General features: G+C 71.1%; 13 protein-coding genes and 1 pseudogene. 6 read left to right on the top strand and 8 right to left on the bottom strand.

The window, feature by feature from the left end:
- Window positions 1–205 precede the first annotated feature (205 nt).
- The 3 genes from ACWD3E_RS11705 to ACWD3E_RS11695 all read right to left on the bottom strand — a co-directional run bounded on the left by ACWD3E_RS11705 (window position 206) and on the right by ACWD3E_RS11695 (window position 3,902).
- Complete coding sequence (locus ACWD3E_RS11705) at window positions 206–943, bottom strand: flavodoxin family protein (RefSeq protein WP_451387364.1); 738 nt, start codon at window positions 941–943, stop codon at window positions 206–208.
- Between the two features lie 83 nt (window positions 944–1,026).
- Window positions 1,027–3,219 carry a bifunctional polysaccharide deacetylase/glycosyltransferase family 2 protein gene (locus ACWD3E_RS11700; protein ID WP_451387363.1) on the bottom strand — a complete coding sequence of 731 codons (2,193 nt, stop codon included), beginning with the start codon at window positions 3,217–3,219 and terminating at the stop codon, window positions 1,027–1,029.
- Window positions 3,220–3,233: 14 nt separating this feature from the next.
- The gene (locus tag ACWD3E_RS11695) at window positions 3,234–3,902 is read right to left on the bottom strand and encodes a hypothetical protein (protein WP_451387362.1); all 669 of its coding nucleotides are present in this window, start codon (window positions 3,900–3,902) and stop codon (window positions 3,234–3,236) included.
- Window positions 3,903–4,416: 514 nt separating this feature from the next.
- On the opposite strand from ACWD3E_RS11695, the gene ACWD3E_RS11690 reads away from it, so the two are divergent.
- Complete coding sequence (locus tag ACWD3E_RS11690; protein ID WP_451387361.1) at window positions 4,417–5,046, top strand: RNA polymerase sigma factor; 630 nt, start codon at window positions 4,417–4,419, stop codon at window positions 5,044–5,046.
- A 113-nt stretch (window positions 5,047–5,159) separates the two neighbouring features.
- Window positions 5,160–5,912, top strand: a complete 753-nt coding sequence (locus tag ACWD3E_RS11685; protein WP_451387360.1) for a hypothetical protein — start codon at window positions 5,160–5,162, stop codon at window positions 5,910–5,912.
- Between the two features lie 63 nt (window positions 5,913–5,975).
- On the opposite strand, the gene ACWD3E_RS11680 is transcribed toward ACWD3E_RS11685, so the two are convergent.
- A complete protein-coding gene (locus tag ACWD3E_RS11680) occupies window positions 5,976–6,809 on the bottom strand; it encodes a tyrosinase family protein (RefSeq protein WP_451387359.1) in 834 nt (277 codons plus the stop codon).
- Between ACWD3E_RS11680 and ACWD3E_RS11675 the strand changes: the two genes are divergently transcribed.
- Together ACWD3E_RS11675 and ACWD3E_RS11670 are read left to right on the top strand one after the other, a co-directional pair.
- Window positions 6,759–7,379, top strand: a complete 621-nt coding sequence (locus tag ACWD3E_RS11675) for a DUF4277 domain-containing protein (protein WP_451387358.1) — start codon at window positions 6,759–6,761, stop codon at window positions 7,377–7,379. The two genes, ACWD3E_RS11680 and ACWD3E_RS11675, sit on opposite strands and share 51 nt — an antisense overlap.
- Window positions 7,328–7,522, top strand: a complete 195-nt coding sequence (locus ACWD3E_RS11670) for a hypothetical protein (protein WP_451387357.1) — start codon at window positions 7,328–7,330, stop codon at window positions 7,520–7,522. Before ACWD3E_RS11675 ends, ACWD3E_RS11670 begins: the two co-directional genes overlap by 52 nt.
- A gap of 175 nt (window positions 7,523–7,697) precedes the next feature.
- On the opposite strand, the gene ACWD3E_RS11665 is transcribed toward ACWD3E_RS11670, so the two are convergent.
- A complete protein-coding gene (locus tag ACWD3E_RS11665; RefSeq protein WP_451387356.1) occupies window positions 7,698–9,674 on the bottom strand; it encodes a choice-of-anchor P family protein in 1,977 nt (658 codons plus the stop codon).
- A gap of 328 nt (window positions 9,675–10,002) precedes the next feature.
- Window positions 10,003–10,618, bottom strand: a pseudogene (locus ACWD3E_RS11660) (PP2C family protein-serine/threonine phosphatase); the annotation flags it as partial.
- Here ACWD3E_RS11660 and ACWD3E_RS11655 point away from each other — a divergent pair.
- Window positions 10,518–11,018, top strand: coding sequence for a helix-turn-helix domain-containing protein (locus ACWD3E_RS11655; RefSeq protein WP_451387658.1), 501 nt, complete (start codon window positions 10,518–10,520; stop codon window positions 11,016–11,018). The pseudogene ACWD3E_RS11660 and the gene ACWD3E_RS11655 overlap by 101 nt on opposite strands.
- 12 nt (window positions 11,019–11,030) lie before the next feature.
- Here the strand turns inward: ACWD3E_RS11655 and ACWD3E_RS11650 are convergent, their stop codons facing one another.
- Window positions 11,031–11,483: a hypothetical protein gene (locus ACWD3E_RS11650; RefSeq protein WP_451387355.1), complete on the bottom strand. Its 453-nt coding sequence runs from the start codon at window positions 11,481–11,483 to the stop codon at window positions 11,031–11,033.
- A 228-nt stretch (window positions 11,484–11,711) separates the two neighbouring features.
- On the opposite strand from ACWD3E_RS11650, the gene ACWD3E_RS11645 reads away from it, so the two are divergent.
- The gene (locus ACWD3E_RS11645) at window positions 11,712–12,929 is read left to right on the top strand and encodes an esterase/lipase family protein (protein WP_451387354.1); all 1,218 of its coding nucleotides are present in this window, start codon (window positions 11,712–11,714) and stop codon (window positions 12,927–12,929) included.
- Window positions 12,930–12,953: 24 nt separating this feature from the next.
- Here ACWD3E_RS11645 and ACWD3E_RS11640 read toward each other — a convergent pair whose 3' ends face one another.
- Window positions 12,954–13,808, bottom strand: coding sequence for an MOSC domain-containing protein (locus tag ACWD3E_RS11640; protein ID WP_451387353.1), 855 nt, complete (start codon window positions 13,806–13,808; stop codon window positions 12,954–12,956).
- Between the last annotated feature and the right edge of the window lie 40 nt (window positions 13,809–13,848).

Below are 13,848 nucleotides of genomic sequence, written 5' to 3'. Positions count from 1 at the left end.
TAACTCCCCGCACGCCCCGGCGAGTTCCTGTGGCGCCCGCCACACCCGCCGGGGTACGGCCCGCAGCATCAACAAGGATCCATGAGCGAAGCACCCAACAGTCGAAGAACCTGCCACCGTTGCGCCGCATGACGTCTCCGCGCACAGGGGTGTCGACCATGCCGGGCAGAACCGCTGAGTTGCCGGGCCGGGGACGGTTCTGTGTCTACCGGTGCTCGGGGTTCTCGTAGTCGTGGCGGCAGCCGGCGTCCCAGGCGGTGCGCTGGTTGCCGTACGCGGGGATGCCGCCGAGGTCCTTCAGTGCGCGGGCCAGGTGCAGGAGGTTCCAGGTCATGAAGGTGGTGTTGCGGTTGGTGAAGTCGTTCTCGGGGCCACCCGAGCCGGGGTCGAGGTAGGAGGGGCCGGGGCCCGCCTCGCCGATCCAGCCGGCGTCCGCCTGGGGAGGGATGGTGTACCCGAGGTGCTGGAGGCTGTAGAGCACGTTCATGGCACAGTGCTTGACGCCGTCCTCGTTGCCGGTGATCAGGCAGCCGCCGACACGGCCGTAATAGGCGTACTGGCCGGAGTCGTTGAGCAGGCTGGAGCAGGCGTAGAGGCGTTCGATCACCCGCTTCATCACCGAGCTGTTGTCGCCCAGCCAGATGGGGCCGGCCAGTACGAGGATGTCGGCCGCCATGACCTGCCGGTACAGGTCCGGCCAGGCGTCCGTCTCCCAGCCGTGCTCCGTCATGTCGGGCCACACGCCCGTAGCGATGTCGTGGTCCACGGCTCGCAGGACGTCGACGTGCACTCCCTGAGCGGCCATGATGGCGGTGCTCCGGTCGATCAGCCCCTGGGTGTTGCTGGTCCCCGGCGAGCGTTTGAGGGTGCAGTTGATCACCAGGGCGCGCAGGTCGTCGTAGCGGGCCGGCGGTGCGTCGGTGGCGGGCGACGGAGCGGTCACGCGGTCCTCCCAGAGCCTTGCCGGCACCCGGTGTGCGGCGGCGCGTCCCTACCCAGCCTGCGGGCCGGCCGCGGCAGGCGCCATCACGGCGCAGCCGAATGGCCCGGCCGTGCCTGTGGGGGCTGTCCGGCGGCCGGCTGCTGCAGGCTGCCGTATCTCTCCATGCGCTGCCAGCGCAGCCGTGTGCCCGAGAGTGCCGTGAAGAGGGACTGGATCACCACCAGGTACATCAACTGGCGGTAGACGAACTGCTGCAGCGGCAGGGTCCACAGCGGGCCGGGGCGCTCCCCGTCCAGGCGGAACGCGTACAGGCCCATCAACAGTTGCAGGAGGAGGAAGGCGAGCCACAGGGCGATGATCCGGACCGGGTCGAGGAAGACCAGGCCGTACAGGGCGAAGACGTCCACGACCGGGGCGAGCAGGGGCAGCAGGACCTGGAAGAGGAGGAGGTAGACCAGGCCCCGGCGGCCCAGCTTCCCGGCGGCACCGCGCTGGACCAGTGCGCCGCGGTGCTTCCACATCGCCTGCAGGGTGCCGTAGCACCAGCGGTACCGCTGCCGCCACAGGGCGTTCAGGGACGCGGGCGCCTCGGTCCAGGCCACCGCGCCCTCCTCGTACACCACGCGCCAGCCGCCGCGGCACAGCGCCATGGTGAGGTCGGTGTCCTCGGCGAGGGTGACGTCGCTGACGCCGCCGAGGCCGAGCAGCGCCCGGCGGCGGAACGCGCCGACCGCTCCCGGCACGGTCGGCATGCACTCGGCGAGGTCGAACAGGCGGCGGTCGAGGTTGAAGCCGACCACGTACTCGATGTGCTGCCAGCGGCCCAGCAGGCCGCCGCGGTTGACGACCTTGGCGTTGCCCGAGACGGCACCCACGCGGGGGTCGGCGAAGGGCTGCACGAGCGTGCGGACGGCGTCGGGTTCGAAGACCGTGTCGCCGTCGACCATGACCACCAGCTCGCAGGAGGCGGCGGCGAGCCCGGTGTTGAGTGCGGCGGGCTTGCCCGCGTTCTCTTGCCGGATCACCCGCACCCCCGGCAGCCGGAGCGACTCCACCAGGTCGGCAGTGCCGTCGGTGGAACCGTCGTCCACCACGATGATCTCCACCGGATGGTCCGAGGCGAGCAGGGAGCGTACGGCCGCCTCGATTCCGGCGCTCTCGTTGTACGCGGGGACGATGACGCTGACCGGTTCGGTGACCGCAGGCCCCCAGAGCCTGTCCCGGCGCCCCGTCCGCAGCCGCCGGTGCCGGCGGGCCGCGACCAGCACGACCGCCGCGCGCAGCACGCTGATCGCTCCGGCCGCGTACATCAGCACGCCCAGCAGCCATACGGCCCAGTCACCGGCCTGCAGCAGCTTGATGAGGGCCAGACCCAACAGGTGGTCGCCCGGTCCGGCGTGCCGGACGGGCCCGGCCATCCCGACCGCGGCGCCGACCGTCGCGAACCGGAAGCCCTGGGCCTTGAGCCGGGGGATCAGAGCACTCAGCGCGGCGACGGTCTGGGACCGGTCACCGCCGCCGTCGTGCATCAGCACGATCTGCCCGGCACGGCCGTGCGGTGTGGCACGGGCGAGGATGCGGTCCCTGCCGGGACGCTGCCAGTCCCCGGCGTCCTGGGTGGAGAGCGCCGTGACATAGCCGGCCGCGCCGGCCTGCTTCAGGACGGACCAGTCGGCGTCGTCCAGCGCGTCGTTCCCCGAGGAGTACGGCGGCCTCAGCAGCGCGGTGGTGACCCCGGCCGCACCGGCCACCGCGAGCTGCGTCTCGCGCAGTTCCAGGGAGCGCTGCCAGGGGGCGAGACGGGACAGGTCGGGATGGGTGAAGGTGTGGATGCCGATCTGGTGGCCGTCGGCGACCATCCGGCGGACCAGTTCCGGGTGGGCCACGACCTGGGTTCCGACGACGAAGAAGGTCGCGTGCACATGGTCGCGGCGCAGCACGTCCAGGATGCGCGGCGTCCAGACGGGGTCGGGGCCGTCGTCGAAGGTGAGTGCGACGGTGCGGGCCTTCACCCGGGCGGTGTGCGCGGAGGCGTCGGCGTCCGCGATCACGGGGCCGCCGTGGGTGACCTGGCTGGGCACCGCGTCGGTCCGGCCACGGGCACGGGTCACGTCGTCCGAGGTGATCCCGAACATGTGGTGGGTGTAGCCCTGCACCAGAAGAGTCATCGACAGGGTCACGACGAACACGCACAGCAGCAGCCAGTGGGTGCGGGGGGTGATCTGGCGGGTACGGCTGCGGCGGTGGGAGGGGGCGTTGCGGCGGCGATCGGTCACGTCAGGGCCTGGGATCACTTCACGGGATTGTGGGAGGAGCCGTTGGCGCGCCCCTTGCGGTTGGGGTTGCCGACGGGGGTCGGGGAGGTGGTCCTGGCGGGCGCCGTGACCGCGGGGGCGGGCGAGGTTGCCGGCGAGCGGGGCGGACCGGAGGTCCTCGGTGCCGCGGAACGGGAGTTCTCGTGCGCCGCGGCGGAACCTGCGCTCCCCGCGGAGTGGCCGGCACCGGACGGGGAATCGGGGGCGGACACGCCGGGCGTCGGCGGGTGCGTGGTGTCCGACTGCGGGACGAACGGGGAACTGACGCCGGGGCCGCCCAGCACCGTGCTGATCAGCAGGGCGACGTAGCCGCCGGCGGGGATCAGCAGCAGCCGGGCGGCGCGGTGCACGCGGCGCCGACGGCGCCCCGAGGCGTCCACGAAGACCGGCCGCACCGACTCCTTCTCCGGAATGGCCGGATCTGGTGCGGGATGGCGGGATGTGTCGAACTCCGGGGGCGCCACCGGGGGCAGCGGCACGGTGAGGACGTCACCGTGGGGAGCGTGGCCGTAGCCATGCGCGTCCCCGAAGCCGCCGTGCGGATCCGCGCCGTACGGATCCCCGCGGTACGGATCCGCGCCGTACGGAGCCCCGCCGTACGGATCCCCGCCGTACGCTGTGCCGCTTCCGTCCGTCCACTGCACGAGTTGTGCCCCTCTGTCCTGGCCGACCGGCATGGTCCTCCGAATGGAAAGAGCACAACCGGCCAGATCTGTTACACCTCGGCCCGGCGTCGACGCGCTCCCGGCCGCCCCCGCCGGGTGACGTTTCACGCAGGCCGTGCGCTGGACGAGTGCCGGGTTCGGAACCGCGCACACCGAGGGCGACCGCCCCTCGGCGCCGGGGCCGCAACCCACCCCCGGCCTCTCTCCGTGCCGTTCTTGTCTCCCCCCGTGAGCGGCACGGAGAGAAAGGGGTGGCCGGCGCCCCGACCACTGCACGGGGTTCCGGCCACCCCGGCACACGTTTCGGACCGGGCGGCGGGCCGCACGGGCCGGGCGCCCGGGACCTGCGGGGATGTGAGGGATGCCTGTTGCTTGTGACATTTCCGTGACGACAGACGCAGATCACCATGGGCCGTCGATACGGGCCGTCGATGCGACCGGAGCGCGGCGGACGGCACGGACTCGCTATGGACCGGTGCAAACGAGGGCAATCTTGGGCCAGGTACGGCAACCCCGGCGCGTACAGGCGTACGACGGGGAACTGGGCGCTGCGGTCGAGCGGGCCCAGGACGGCGACGAAACCGCCTTCGCGGTCGCCTACCGGATCGTGCAGCCGGGCCTGCTCGGCTACCTGCACCGCCTGGTCGGCGAGGACGCGGAGGACGTCGCGTCCGAGGCCTGGCTGGAGATAGCCCGCGACCTCGGACGCTTCAAGGGCGACGGCGCCGGCTTCCGCGGCTGGACCGCGGCCATCGCCCGGCACCGGGCGCTGGACCACCTGCGTCGCCAGCGCGTACGGCCCCGGGCGGGCGGGACCGAGCAGGACGTCATCGACCTGCCCAGTCCGCACAGCACCCATGAACAGGCCCTGGAGTCCCTCTCCACCGAGCGGGCCCTGGAGCTGGTCCGCGCGCTGCCCCAGGACCAGGCCGAGGCCGTGCTCCTGCGGGTCGTCGTCGGCCTGGACGGTCCCGCCGCCGCACGCGTCCTCGGCAAGCGCCCGGGGGCGGTGCGCACGGCCTCCCACCGGGGCCTGAAACGCCTCGCACGCCAGCTGGGCATCGGCGGCGAGGCGGAGAAGGGCGTGCCGGACGGGACTTCCCGCGCGCTGGGGGCGAAATGAACCCGGTGAATCGAACAGGAACGGAAGCGGACATGGATGAACGGGTGAACGGCGGCGGAGTTCGGGGCCGTCGGCGTGTGCGGCCCGGCGGCATCCTGTCCGACCCTCGAGACGTGCATGACGCGGCCGCGCTGGAAGCGGTCCTGGCCGCCGTCCTGCGCCCCGCCGCTCTCGACCCCGAGGCCGAGCAGCGGGCCGTGGCCGCCTTCCGGGCCGCCCGCGCCGCGGGGCCGCACCGGGCACGTACCCGGCGCCGGGACGACTGGCGCCCCCGGGCGGAGCGGCATGCGCGGCGCCCGGTGAGGATGACGCTCGGCGTGGTGTTCGCCAGCCTCACCCTGGGTGGTGTCGCGGTCGCGGCCATCGGTTCCGCCGGCTCCTCCACCGAGGGTGCGGGTGCCGGCCGGGGCACCGCGCACCCGTCGGCGGTCGCCCCGCACGAGCCGGGCGGGGCGGCCCCGTCGGCGCCCTCGGGAAGCCCCCGCCCGACGGACGGACCGGCCACCGCCCGGGACACCGAAGCCCACTGCCGCGCCTACGAGCAGGTCAAGGGCCGCGGCAAGGCGCTCGACTCGAAGGTCTGGCAGCGCCTCGTCGCGGCTGCCGGCGGCAAGTCCGAGGTCGCCGCATACTGCTCCGAGCAGCTGGCGCGGGCGAAGGCCACGCCGAGCAGGGCCGCCGGCACGGGCAGGCCGGGCGAGGGCGCCGAAGACGGCGGCAGCGGCACGGCGGGCAACACCGGTGCCTCCGGCAACGGCACGTCCGGCAGCACGCCGGGCGGCACGCCGGGCGGCACGGACCAGGACCACACGGCCGGGACCGGCCAGGCCGGCGACGGCCATGGCAGCGGGAAGCGCGGCCGGTGAGCAGACAGTCGATCGGGGCAGCCCCTTGTGCGGAGTTGCCCCGATCGATCGCTCCTGTACCCGTCAGCGGTAGGAGTAGTGGAAGTTGGCGATGTTGCGGGTGGTCGGCTCGGTGACCCGCCAGGGGTCCATCACCGCGTCGTCGCCGGAGAGCGTCGGGTTCTCGTTCTGGTGCGTCGGGTGCCAGGCCCACCAGAGACGGTCGACGTTCGCGTGGTGCATGAAGAAGAGTGGGTCCGCCGCGGCGGTCGCGATGTCCGCCATCGTGGCACCCACCCACACGTGCACGTCGTCGTGGACGGACTCCAGTCCTTCCACGAACGTGTTGAAGGTGCCGGCCTGCATCACATGGTCGATGCGGGACGTGATGTGCTGCAGCGCCTGCTGGTCACCGGGCGAGCGCTTGACCCGGATGATCCGGCCCGTCGGACCGGGCACCACCACGGTGGGCAGTACGTCGGTCATCCACTGCGGGACCTGCTGGTCGGCGGTCCAGTCCCAGTAGGGGATGGTGACGTCGCCGTGGACCCGGCGCAGTGCCGACTCCACCCGGTCCAGGAAGACCCGGTGCCAGGGCAGGAAGCGCTGGGCTCCGAGATCGGGCATGCCCGGCATCCCCATTCCGGGCATGGAGTGCTGGTGGTGGTGCATGTCGGCGTGGATGGCGACGAATTTGCCCAGCTCGCCGGACTGGTTGATCGCGTTGAACGCGTCGATCAGCCGGGTCCGCTCGGCATCGGTGAGGTCCTTCTCGCTCTTGCGGACCTTCTCCACCGGCGTCGCACGGCGCAGGGCCGCCAGGTCGGCGAACGTCCTGGGTCCGAGTCCGTCGTGCAGGGCGGTGGAATGGGCGAGGAGGTCGGGGTGAGGGAGGGTGGCGAGGGCTTGCTCGGTCATCTGGGTCAAGGCGCACCTCGGGTTGTTGTCGGCTCGTACGGGTTCGGACACCGCACGCCCCTTCAGCAGGATCGGCGCCGCTCCGGGGGGTGGCATGCCGGGATAGGCCGAGAGTGTTCGATTACCGAGGGCGCCCCTGGAGGTACAGAGGGCGCTCTGCCTGCCTCTGCCGAGTTTCTGCGCCGACTGGACGTGGCCGGGATCACCGACGAGCCGTGCCCGGTGCGGAAGGTCGCGCATCTGGCCCACGGGCAGACCATCGAGGTTCTGGTGGCCAATCGACTGCCCGCGCCCGCGCCGCTGGTACGGGTCGGCGACTGGGCCCGCGAGTGGGCCGATGAGGAGGTCTTCGGGATAGAAGCGGACCTGCTCGACGACGACCGGATCGCCCGGGCCCTGGACGCCGTCGCGCCCGAGCCCGGCGCATCGCCGCCCTGGTCACCGTCATCTGCCTGGCCCTGCTGGTGTTCTGCCTCATCGAACGCCGGGTCCGCCAGGCCCTGGGCGACGATCAGACCATGCGCGCGCTCTACCCCGACAACCGGACCGTCCGCCCAACCGGGCGCATGATTCTCTACCAGCTCGCCGACCTGAGGGTTCGGGCCGCAACGAGCACCGACCCGCCAACCATCCTGGTCACCCGCGCTGTTCAAGCCCACCTCCTCGAACTTCTCGGCATCGACGAAACCCGCCCCCACTGGCTGGACACCTGAAACCCCATGTACGAAGGACGGGTCCAGAGGACGGGAACGCGGAGGGGGTGTCCCTCAGGGCGGGACACCCCCTCCGTTCGGTTCACCTGTCGGCCGGCGGAGGCGGTGGGACATCAACTGTCCGGGACCTGCAACTGAGTCCTGTCCAGTGGGCCGCCGCTACCCATCCGGTCGCCTAGCGCTTGGCTTTGCCGGTCTCACCGAGGCGCTCGTGGTGGCCCTTGCCTCGCTCCTTCCCGAGTTCCTTGCCGGAGCGCTTGCCGTCCTCGCACTTACCGCCACGGGTGTGGTCGTCACACGGCGGATACCGGAAGACGATCACCTTGTTGCTGGTGGCGGTCACGGTGGCCCCGTCGGGAGCTGTGCCGGTTGCCTTGGCGACGAAGGCGATCTTTGCGGCCCTGGCGTCAGCACGAGTGGTTGTGCGGGTGGCGGTGCACGTCACGGACTCGCCAGGCGCCAGCGTGGTCTTCGGACACGTCAAGTGCAGTGAGCCGATGGCTGCCCGGAGGGAACTGAGAGGCCGCCCACCGATGTTGGTGACCCGAAGGTTGAGGTGCAGGCGCTGGCCCGCGCCGGTGAACGCAGGCTCGGAGACGCCCAGTTCGGCCTTGAGACGGACCAGCGACACCGTGACGCTGTTGCTCTCGGCACTGAGGATCCTTCCGGACGACGTCCTGCCGGACACCGTCGCTTCGTTGACGACCTCTCCGCGGGCCACATCGGCGCGGGTGGTTGTGTAGTCGGCCGTGCACTGCGTCGCCTCACCGGGGTTCAGTGTCGTGTCGGGGCAGGTGACCGTTGGCGACCCCGGCCCCTTGTCCTGAACGCTGATGCCCGTCACGGTCTGCTCACCGTTGTTGGTCACCGTGTACGTGTAGTGGATCGCTTGCCCGGCTCCGGTGAACTGGGCCCGATCGGCAGCCGTCACCACCGTCAGCGCCGCCAGCGGTGTGGTCACGCTGTTGCTGGTCGCAGTCACCGTCGCGCCGCCCGGGGTGGTGGCGCTGGCCCTGCCCCGGTCGGTGATCGTGCCGGCCTCGACGTCGGCCGCCGTCGTCGTGTAGGTGGCCTGGCAGGTGGTGCTCTCGCCCGGCGCCAGTTGGTTGGTGCCGCAGCCGGAGACGTCGACGCCGGGGGTCAGGTCGGTCACGGTCACGTCATGGAGTTGCGCCTGGCCGGTGTTGGTGACGGTGTAGGTGTAGTGGACCGTCTCACCGGGGGCCTCGAAGTTCGCGTCGGTCGCCTTCTTCGTGATGGACAGCGCTCTGAGCGGGACGACCAGCCGGGAGCTGGTGGCGGTCACGACCCCGCCGCCCGGAAGAGTGGCCGTCACTGTTCCGGCGTCGACGATCCGCCCCGCGGCCACGTCCGCGGCGGTCGCGGTGTACGTCGCGGTGCACTGCACTGTGGCGCCGGGAACCAGCGGCCCGGCGGGACAGCTCACCGTCGGCGAGCCGGGGCCGTTGTCGGTCACCTGGAGGTTGGTCAGGGGCTCTGTGCCGTTGTTCCGTACGGTGAACGCGTAGTGGAGTGTCTGTCCCAGGACGAATGAGTCCTCCTGAGCCGTCTTGGTGATCGTCGGCGCAGGGGCCGCACCTCCGCACTGGACGTGGCCGACGATGACATCGGCCGCGTTGAACTGCGGCAGCAGCTTCAGATGCACCGCGTTGACCGTGATGACACCGTCCGCGTCCGTCACCTGCTCGTTGAGCGTGAGCGTGCCGAGGCCGACCAGGTTCACGACGGTGTTGGGTGCCGCGTTCGCCTGGAGGGCGACCGGTGGCAGCGAGTCGACCTGGGCCCGGCCCGAGGCGATCACGCCTGAGCCTGTCGCCCCGCTGGGGGTCGCACTGCAGCTGGAGCGGACACCCGTGAGGCCCAGGGAGCCGATCGGGCCGAAGTTGGCGTCGATGGTCTGCACCGTGGCCGAGGCACTGGACGTCCCCGTCGCAGGGTTCCCGGCGGTGATCGCGGTCAAGGTCGCACTGGTGAGGAACGGCCCGGCGTTGAGGCCCACTTGGGTCGTCGTACCGCCGGGCGGATAGTCCGAGACCGGCACGGGTGCCACGGCGACGATCGAGCCGATCGCGTCGGACGATGCGACGTACGCATGCGCGACCGGCGACGGAAGGGCTGCGTGGGCCGGCATTGCGGAAATCAATGTGCTGGTGAGAGTGGTGAGCGCGGTGATCGCCAAACCGCGCCTGAGGCGTGAGCCCATATAGAGGTCCTTGTGTTGCGGCGTAGAGGAAGCCTGCCGGGCAGCCGCCAGTGGCACGTCATGATCCAGCGCATACGGCGGCCCGGGGAAGCCGACCGCGAGAGCGGCACGCACATCATGGCCCTGCGGACCGATCACTCGTGCTCATCTGCTGAACGAGCAGCAGCGCGTCGCCCGCGGAAACACCCCAGTGGCGGAAATCCCGCGCGGCGCGTCGTCGCCGCCCGCCAGGCGATCGAACCCGACTTGTCGATGTTCACGATCGGGTGACCTGCGAAGCCCGGACCTGGAGGCGGACGGCGATCAGCGCGATGCCGGAGCGCGCGCTCCGCTGACCCCGAAACGGGCCAGCAGCGCGTCGGTGAGGCGCTCGGGGCCGAGGTGGGCGTAGTGGAAAAGGGTGTCGCGCAGGCGGTGCAGACCCGCGTCGATGTCCTCGCCCCGGCGCTCGATGAGCCCGTCGCTGTAGAGGACGAGGGTGTCGCCCACGGCGTACGGCACCTGCGCCTCGGCCCGGGGAGCGTGTTCGGGGTGTGCGCCGAGCGGCGGGTCGGTGGCCTGGTCGAGCAGGTCACTGCTGCCGTCGGTGTGCAGCAGGACCGGGGGCGGATGGCCGGCGCAGCTGTAGTCGATCAGGTGTTCACCCGGGTGGATCACCGCGTTGACCGCGGTGGTGATGAGCGCCCCCTCCACGCTGAGGACGTACCGGCACAGCACCTCCAGGGCGGGTGGCGGACCAGGTCCGGGGAGGTGAGCATCGCCTCCTGCAGGGTGACGGCGACCTCGCGCTCGCGGGCGTGGGCCTGGCGCAGCTCCTCGTCGAGGCGCTGCAACTCCTTGACCAGGGAGTACAACTCCGCCTCCAGGGCCTCCAGTTCGACCCTTCTCCTGGAGGCGGGCGGTTCGTCCTGCGCCGCCTCCTCGCTTGAGCGGTGCGAGCGATGCGAGCGGCGGGAGTGGACGGTCTGGACGAACTCCGGTCTGGGCGCGCTGGCGCTGCTCGCCGAGGTACCTCCGGAGGCGGTACGGGACAACGCCGACGTGGCCGCGATCTCCCAAGTCGCTTGCAGTCCGGATGACTGGGAGACCCTGGACGCCTACGGCGCCACCGGCTCGCTCCGCCGGGCCGCCGGCCGTCTCCATCTGCACCACAGCACCGTCGCCCGCCGGCTCGAACACCTCGCCGGCACCCTGGGCATCGATCTCACCGGACCCGCCGGACTACTACGAATCCAATTCGCTCCCGCCACCTGGCAGTTCCACAACAGCTGAGTTGGCGAGGGTTCAAAGCGTCTTGCGCATCGTCTCGACGAGCTGGTCCCGCTGCTCGTTGTACGCGACGCGTGCCTCATCGACCGCTTCCGCGTCGTCGGCCAGCCCCTGCCCGACGACCGCGCGGTAGTCACGCAGGCGGTCCACGAGGCAGTTCGCCTCCCGCATGACGGCCGGTTCCGCGACGAGGGAGAGTTCCAGACGCCGTGAGAGCACTCTGCTGTCGCGGATGACGGTCTGGGCGCGGTTCGCCGCCGACTCGTCGCTGTCGTGGCCGCGGGCGATGTTGATGAGTATCTCGCTCGCCTCCGCGGTGGCGGCGAGGAAGGACGTGTACACGGCTCTTCGGTCGTCTCTCCTGCGCTGCTCGCTCTCCCGCCGCCAACGCGACCGGTCCAGGATGAAAGTCGCGGTCAGACCGACGAGGGCGCCCAGTGCCGTACTTGCGAGATTGATCCATTCCATCCCCGTACGTTGCTCCATCGGGGTGCCGGCCAACCCCCGGACGAGTGACGTTTTCGGCCTGAACTCCGGCCGCCTGTCTTGCCTGCGTACGGGTGACCGGTCGGGCGATGCACCAGCCGCGGCAACGGGCGGTGTGCTGATCATGGTCAGGTCTTCGCGTCGTCCACAGTCCTCCAGCCCGCGTCCGTCGGGCTGCTGTGCCATGCGCGGATTCGGAAGGAGACGGCCTTGTCCGAGCAGGATGAGAAGGCGGAGCAGAGCGTCGGAGAGTTCACGCTCGCCGGTCCGCTCAGCTCCACGCCCCCGGCCAAGATCCCCTACGCGGTACCGGAACCGGACGAGCAGTGGCCACTGCCGGGCGGCTTCGCACACGTCTTCTACGGCGAGGGCCACCAGGGCGTCGTCCGGCCGGTGATCATGGCGGACGGCTTCAACCTCGGCAGGAGCGACCTCAAGTGGCTCTACGCCGGGCTCGACAGCGACTACCCCCTCATCAGCGAGATGCGCCGCCGGGGCCGAACCGTCATCCTGCTGGGCTTCGAGGAGCGCTCCGCCTCCGTCCTGGCCAACGCCGAAACCGCGACCGCCGCCATCATGCGCACCCTCGCCGAGCAACTGGGCGACACGAGGCTGATGGTGGGCGGCTTCAGCATGGGCGGCCTGATCACGCGGTACGCGCTCGCCAAGATGGAGACGCAGCGCATGGACCACCGCACCGGGGTGTACTTCTCCTACGACACCCCGCACCGCGGCGCCGTCATCCCGATCGGCCTCCAGGCGTTCTCCCACTTCATCCCGGTCTCCAACCCCTTCGCCCGGCAGATGGACAGCCCCGCCGCCCGGCAGATGCTCTGGCGGCACTACGACCCCAAGACCGGCGAGAACGGGATCGCACCGGAACGCATGCAGTTCCTCGCGCAGCTGGAGCAGGTCGGCTACTGGCCGCGCATCCCCCGCCTCCTCGCCCTCGCCAACGGCCGCGGCGACGGTACGGGTCCCGCCGTCCCGCCGGGCGAGACCGCGCTGAAGGTCGACCGGATCTACCCCGGCACCACCTTCTACACCCAGGCCCAGGGCAGGGACGTCATCGTCGCCGAGCTGAAGCGGCGGTTCCCCAAGGCCGAGAAGACCATCAAGACGTCCGGCTTCCCGGAGCTGGACGGCGCCCCCGGCGGCACCCTCCGCTCGTACGGGATCCTCGCCGACATGCTGAAGAAGTTCGGCGCCCAGGTCGACCTGCGGCACGAGGAGGTCTGCTTCGTCCCCTCGGTCAGCGCGGTCGCGATCCGGGACATCGACCAGCAGAAGGACCTGTACGCGAACATCGACAACCTCAACCCGGACGAGAGCGAGGTCGACGACTTCATCTGCTCCTCCACCACGACGGCACACACCGCCATCACGGAGGAACTGGGCTACTGGCTCCTGGACCGGCTTCCCGACTGACCGGCCCGTCCTTCCCACCCACGGTCACGAACCGGGCTGCCGCTGCACGGTGACCGGGTCCCCCACGCGCAGCGTGCCCGGTTCGAGGACGTCGAGGTAGATGCCGACACACGACAACCGCCCCAGAGTGAGCACGGGTACGCGGTGTTCGCGGGCCACGGTACGCATGATGCGCGGGTCGGGCGGCAGCTCGTCGTGGCCGAGGGTGGGGATCACACAGCGGGGCGTGGGGACCACGACGCGGAAGAGAACCTCGCCCACGCGCAGCCTCGCTCCCGGCCAGGTGTCCTCGGGGAAGCCAGGACCCTGGCCGGTCTCCACGACCAGGTTCGGCCGGAACCGGCGCGCGTCGAAGTCGCCGGCGGGGTACACCTCGCGCAGCCGCGCCAGCGCGGACGTGGTGACGAGGTGAACCCGCCCGAAGTCGAAGAACGTGCCGGCCGCGACCCCGCCCACGGTGATCAGCTCACCGGAGCCGTCCACGACCGCCGTCTCCCGCAGCGCGTCCGGCACGCCACCCTCGTACTCGGGCACCGCGCGCTCCAGCCGGCCCCGCTCCCCCGGCGTAGCGGTCGCGAGGGACACCTTGCGGTCCAGCAACTCCGAGAGCCTTACGTCGAGTTCTGGATCATCGACCGCGAGGGAGGTGCCGTCCGGCAGCTCGACGTGAGGCACGCCGGTCCCCGTCAGCCGACTCCGGCACCGCAGCAACGGCCCCCACTTGCGCGGGTGCTTCGCACTGCCGACCGCGCCCGCCTCATCGAGCACCGCGTAAGCCCGGTCTCCGTACAGCCCGCCGTCCGTGACCCGCACCGAGTCCAGATCCTCACCGAGCATGGACTTCACCGGGTACCGGCGCAGCGCCGTCACCGTTCCCATGCATCAACTCCCCGTAGTCCGAGGCCGCCTGTCCGACGGC

The sequence above is a fragment of the Streptomyces sp. NPDC002676 genome (assembly GCF_053592455.1).
The sequence above is the reverse complement of the archived record's forward strand: the minus strand, read 5'-3'. Positions and strand labels throughout refer to the sequence as shown.

Bases quoted from the DNA above. Each gene is read 5' to 3' on its own strand.
- ACWD3E_RS11650 (WP_451387355.1), bottom strand. From the start codon at position 11,483: ATGGAATGGATCAATCTCGCAAGTACGGCACTGGGCGCCCTCGTCGGT.
- ACWD3E_RS11665 (WP_451387356.1), bottom strand. From the start codon at position 9,674: ATGCCGGCCCACGCAGCCCTTCCGTCGCCGGTCGCGCATGCGTACGTC.
- ACWD3E_RS11670 (WP_451387357.1), top strand. From the start codon at position 7,328: ATGCGCGCGCTCTACCCCGACAACCGGACCGTCCGCCCAACCGGGCGC.
- ACWD3E_RS11640 (WP_451387353.1), bottom strand. From the start codon at position 13,808: ATGGGAACGGTGACGGCGCTGCGCCGGTACCCGGTGAAGTCCATGCTC.
- ACWD3E_RS11680 (WP_451387359.1), bottom strand. From the start codon at position 6,809: ATGACCGAGCAAGCCCTCGCCACCCTCCCTCACCCCGACCTCCTCGCC.
- ACWD3E_RS11675 (WP_451387358.1), top strand. From the start codon at position 6,759: ATGGGCGAGGAGGTCGGGGTGAGGGAGGGTGGCGAGGGCTTGCTCGGT.